General features: G+C 63.9%; 5 protein-coding genes. 1 reads left to right on the top strand and 4 read right to left on the bottom strand.

Features of this window, described 5'->3' with window-relative positions; all coding sequences use genetic code 11:
• From RMO81_RS14940 to bchF, 4 genes are all read right to left on the bottom strand, one after another.
• The coding region (locus RMO81_RS14940; protein ID WP_310476721.1) for a hypothetical protein at positions 1-210 on the bottom strand (210 nt) is incomplete at its 3' end.
• Positions 200-1,798 (bottom strand): ferredoxin:protochlorophyllide reductase (ATP-dependent) subunit B, encoded by a 1,599-nt coding sequence (gene bchB / locus RMO81_RS14935; RefSeq protein ID WP_310476719.1) that lies wholly within the window; start codon positions 1,796-1,798, stop codon positions 200-202. The genes bchB and RMO81_RS14940, both read right to left, overlap by 11 nt.
• Positions 1,799-1,801: 3 nt before the next feature.
• The gene (locus tag RMO81_RS14930; RefSeq protein ID WP_310476717.1) at positions 1,802-3,082 is read right to left on the bottom strand and encodes a ferredoxin:protochlorophyllide reductase (ATP-dependent) subunit N; all 1,281 of its coding nucleotides are present in this window, start codon (positions 3,080-3,082) and stop codon (positions 1,802-1,804) included.
• Positions 3,079-3,618 (bottom strand): 2-vinyl bacteriochlorophyllide hydratase, encoded by a 540-nt coding sequence (gene bchF, locus RMO81_RS14925; protein ID WP_310476716.1) that lies wholly within the window; start codon positions 3,616-3,618, stop codon positions 3,079-3,081. Before bchF ends, RMO81_RS14930 begins: the two co-directional genes overlap by 4 nt.
• 135 nt (positions 3,619-3,753) lie before the next feature.
• Between bchF and chlG the strand changes: the two genes are divergently transcribed.
• On the top strand, positions 3,754-4,512 hold a 759-nt coding region (gene chlG / locus RMO81_RS14920), incomplete at its 3' end, for a chlorophyll synthase ChlG (RefSeq protein WP_310476714.1).

Genomic DNA, 4,512 nt, shown 5'->3' with positions numbered 1-4,512 from the left:
ACGTGCGATATCGGCACGGGTGGAATCAAGCGTGCCCGGCTTGTCCCAATCAGCCGCCGCGTGGAAGCCGATGGACACCGGCAGGCCCATTTTCTGGAAGCGCACGCGCGCCCGGTCAACCGCGCCCGACAGGTGATTGTCGAGCGTGACAATCACGACATGGCAATGATCCGGCCGCTCTTGTTTTGATGGCGGGGTATCAGCGCGCATAGTGGGATTTGGCCTCGTATAATGTCTCGCGGGTGATGGTCGTCACGCCATGTTCCGCGGCGTATTTTTCGGTGTTGCGGCGCGCCTTGCCGCGCACAAAGAACGGGATTTTTCCGAGTTCGGCAAGCGCTTCCGCAGTCCAGCCGCCCTCTTCCGTCGTGACAGCTGGCGCTTCGGCCACAGCGACAGGAGCGCCCTGCACCGCCGGCCCCACCCCCGACCCCTCCCCTGAAGGGGAGGGGAGTGGAGAAGCATGGCCGCCCAAGTGACTCGGCCCCGCCGCATCGGAGAATTCGAAATCATCGCGGAACATGGTGAGCAGATGCTCTTCCAGCCCCATCACCAGCGGATGCACCCAGGTATCGAACAGCACGTTGGCGCCTTCGAACCCCATCTGCGGGCTGTGGCGCGCCGGAAAATCCTGCACGTGGACCGGCGCCGAAATCACCGCGCACGGCAGGCGCAGCCGCTTGGCGATATGGCGCTCCATCTGCGTGCCCAGCACCAGTTCTGGCGCCGCTGCCTCGATGGCTTCCTCCACCGCCAGATAGTCGTCGCTGATCAGCGGTTCGACGCCATATTTTTCAGCCGCCGCGCGCACTTCGCGGGCGAATTCGCGGTTGTAGCAGCCCAGGCCGACGACCTTGAAGCCAAGTTCCTCTGTCGCCACGCGGGCGGCGGCAACAGCATGGGTGCCATCGCCAAAGATGAAGACGCGCTTGCCGGTCAAGTACGTCGAATCGATCGAGCGTGACCACCAGCCCATGCGGCCCTGATCGAGATCGGCCGGCACCGGCAGGCCAGCAACCGCGCACACTTCGGCAACGAATTCGCGGGTGGCGAGGAGGCCAATCGGCACGGTCTTCACCGTTTTTTGCCGGAACGTCCGCTCCAGCCACGAACACGCCTGCGCGGCGATCTCGGGATAAAGGCAGATGTTGAAATCGGCCTCGCCCAGCCGTGCGATATCGGCCGGGCTGGAGCCCATCGGCGCCACCAGATTCACATCAACGCCCAGATCGGCCAGCAGCCGGGTGATTTCGGCAACATCGTCGCGGTGGCGGAAACCCAACGCGGTGGGGCCGAGCAGATTGGCGCGCGGCCGGCGCGGGCCATGTTCACCCACGGCGGGCAACGGCGTGCTCGCCTTGTCGGCCAGCGTGCGCACAATCTGATAAAAGGTTTCCGACGCGCCCCAGTTTTCCTTGCGGCTGTAGCTCGGCAGTTCCAGCGGGATGACCGGGCAGCCCAGCCCCATGGTCAGCGACAGGCCGTGCGGATCATCCTGAATCAGTTCAGCGGTGCAGCTGGAACCGACAATCATCGCCTGCGGTTTGAAGCGTTCATAGGCGTCGCGCGCCGCGGTCTTGAACAGTTCGGCGGTGTCCTTGCCCAGATCGCGGGCCTGGAACGTGGTGTAGGTGACCGGCGGGCGATGGTCGCGCCGCTCGATCATGGTGAACAGCAGATCGGCGTAAGTGTCGCCCTGCGGCGCGTGCAGCACATAATGCAGATCACGCATCCCGGTGGCGACGCGCATGGCCCCCACGTGGGGCGGGCCTTCATAGGTCCAGACGGTGAGCTGCATCGGTCAGACCCTCAGCAGATCGCGGCGGTGGAGCGGGCGGGAGAACAGCTCGGCCAGATCGCCGGCCTGTTCATAGCCGTGGATGGGCGAGAACACGAGTTCGATGGCCCATTTGGTCGACAGGCCTTCACGTTCCAGCGGGTTGGCGAGGCCAAGGCCGCACACGGTGAGATCAGGCCGCGCGGCGCGCACCCGATCCAGCTGCTTGTCGACATCCTGGCCTTCGGAGATGCGCGTGCCGGGCGGCAGTGCAGCCAGTTCGTCGATGAGATGGCCCTTGTGCAGATAAGGCGTGCCAACCTCGACCAGTTCCATGCCGAGTTCACCGGCCAGGAAGCGCGCCAGCGGGATTTCAAGCTGGCTGTCGGGCATGAAGAAGATACGCTTGCCCGCGAGTTTCTCGCGATACAGCGCCAGCCCCTTGCGGGCGCGTTCGCGCGGACCGGCGATGACCTGTTCAAACCGCGCCGCCGGCACCCCAAAGGCCTGGGCCGCGGCATGCAGCCAGGCGGTGGTGCCTTCGGCGCCGAACGGGAACAGCGCCGGCAGATGCACCGCGCCGCGCTTGTCGAGCGCCGTGCCGGTTTCGGCCAGGAACGGCTGCGCCAGCAGATATTTGGTATTGGGGCCAACAGCGGGCATCTGCCCCGACCGGCGCGCCGGCAGGGAGACGACCTTGCCGATCCCCAGGTCGCCCAGCAGGCGGGTCAATTGATCCTCGACAATGTCGGGCAGGCTACCGACGATCATCAACTGTTCGTCATCGGTGAACGGCAGATCCGGCACCAGTGCGGTAAGGCAGGCGTCTTCACCCTGGGTGAACGTGGTTTCGATGCCGCTGCCCGAATAATTCAGCACGCGGACGTTCGGCAAAAACCGGCTGTTCAGGCGCGACGCTGCGCGCGACAGATCGAGTTTGATGACCTCAGACGGGCACGAGCCGACGAGGAACAGCAATTTGATATCGGGCCGGCGCGCCAACAGGCGGTTGACGACCCGGTCAAGCTCTTCGTTGGCGTCAGCCAGGCCGGCGAGGTCTTTTTCCTCGATGATGGCGGTGCCAAAGCGCGGTTCGGCAAACACCATCACCCCGGCGGCCGATTGCAGCAGGTGGGCACAGGTGCGGCTGCCGACAACAAGGAAAAACGCGTCCTGGATCTTGCGGTGCAGCCAGATGATGCCGGTTAGCCCGCAAAACACCTCGCGCTGGCCGCGTTCGCGCAGGATGCCATCGACACCCACCGGCGGCGCGTCGCAGCCAGAAGCGGAGTTCATGCTGGTCATGCTGCCTGTGCCACCTGATATTCGGGAGCGTCTGATTCGGCGCCAATAGCCGGTTGCGCCGCCGGTGCCGACAGCCGGGCCTGGCGCAATTTCCACACGAACTGCGCAGCGTTGATGACATAGGCAACATAGGCCGCCAGCGCCGTGGCAAACAGCACGCCTTCATCAGCGATACCGGTGAACAACCCGAACAGATACAGGCTGTGCAGCACGATCACCAGCATCGAAAACACGTCTTCCCAGAAAAAGCTATCGTGGAAAAGATACTGGCCGAAAACGACTTTTTCCCAGATCGCGCCGGTGATCATGATGGTATACAGCGCCAGCGTTTTCACCACCACCGACCACACGGCCCATTCATAGTTGCGGCCGGTGTTCAAATAATCCAGCACCAGATACAGGCTGACGCCAAAGATCAGGAACTGCACCGGGGCCAGCAGCCCCTGCACCAGCGTCCATTTCGTCGTGTCGCGCCGCACCCGTTCTTCGGGCGTATAAAGCGGACGCTGCGACCCATCTGATCTTGCTGCGACCAAGCCCGTTTTCCCTTGTTCTTATGACAAAACCTTAACATCCGACCTTTTCAAGTCAACCTGCGACAGGCCGATTATGCGGGGCAGATTGTCTGGCAGCGTTGACGGCTTTCGTGCCTGCCGACTAGGTTGCACCGTATGGAACATGTGCCCCCACCGGTGGCCGCCGTGCTGCGACCGCGCGACGTGCTGGAACTGCTCAAGCCCGTCACCTGGTTCCCGCCCATGTGGGCCTTCATGTGCGGCGTGGTTTCCTCGGGCGTGCCGATCAGCGAGCGCTGGGGGTTGCTGATTGCCGGCATGCTGCTGGCCGGGCCACTGGTGTGCGGCAACAGCCAGGCCATCAACGACTGGTTCGATCGCCATGTCGATGCCATCAACGAACCGCAGCGGCCCATCCCGTCTGGCCGCATTCCGGGGCGCTGGGGGCTTTATATTGCCTGTATCGGCAGCATCCTCAGCCTGTCCGTCGGCTTCCTGATTGGCCCGGTGGTGGGGGTTGCCACCATCGTTGGCGTCGCCATGGCCTGGGCCTATTCGGCGCCGCCGCTGCGTTTCAAGGCCGATGGCTGGACGGGGCCGTTCGTGTGCGCCGTTGCCTATGAAGGGGTGAGCTGGTTCACTGGCGCCGCCGTGATGGCCGGCGGCGTGCCCGACAGCCGCATCATCTGGGTGCTGTGCCTCTATTCGCTGGGCGCACACGGCATCATGGTGCTCAATGATTTCAAGGCGGTAAAGGGCGATGCCCAATCTGGCGTCAATTCGCTGCCTGTGCAATTGGGGATGCGCAACGCCGCCGAAGTCGCCTGCTGGACCATGGCGCTGCCGCAGGTGGTGGTGATCATCCTGCTGGCGCGTTGGGGCCTGCACTGGCCTTCGGCGATGGTGGCGTTCAGC

The organism is Sandarakinorhabdus sp. (assembly GCF_031422795.1).
In the GTDB taxonomy this organism is placed as follows: Bacteria; Pseudomonadota; Alphaproteobacteria; order Sphingomonadales; family Sphingomonadaceae; genus Sandarakinorhabdus.
This window is presented reverse-complemented; position numbering and strand designations above follow the sequence as displayed.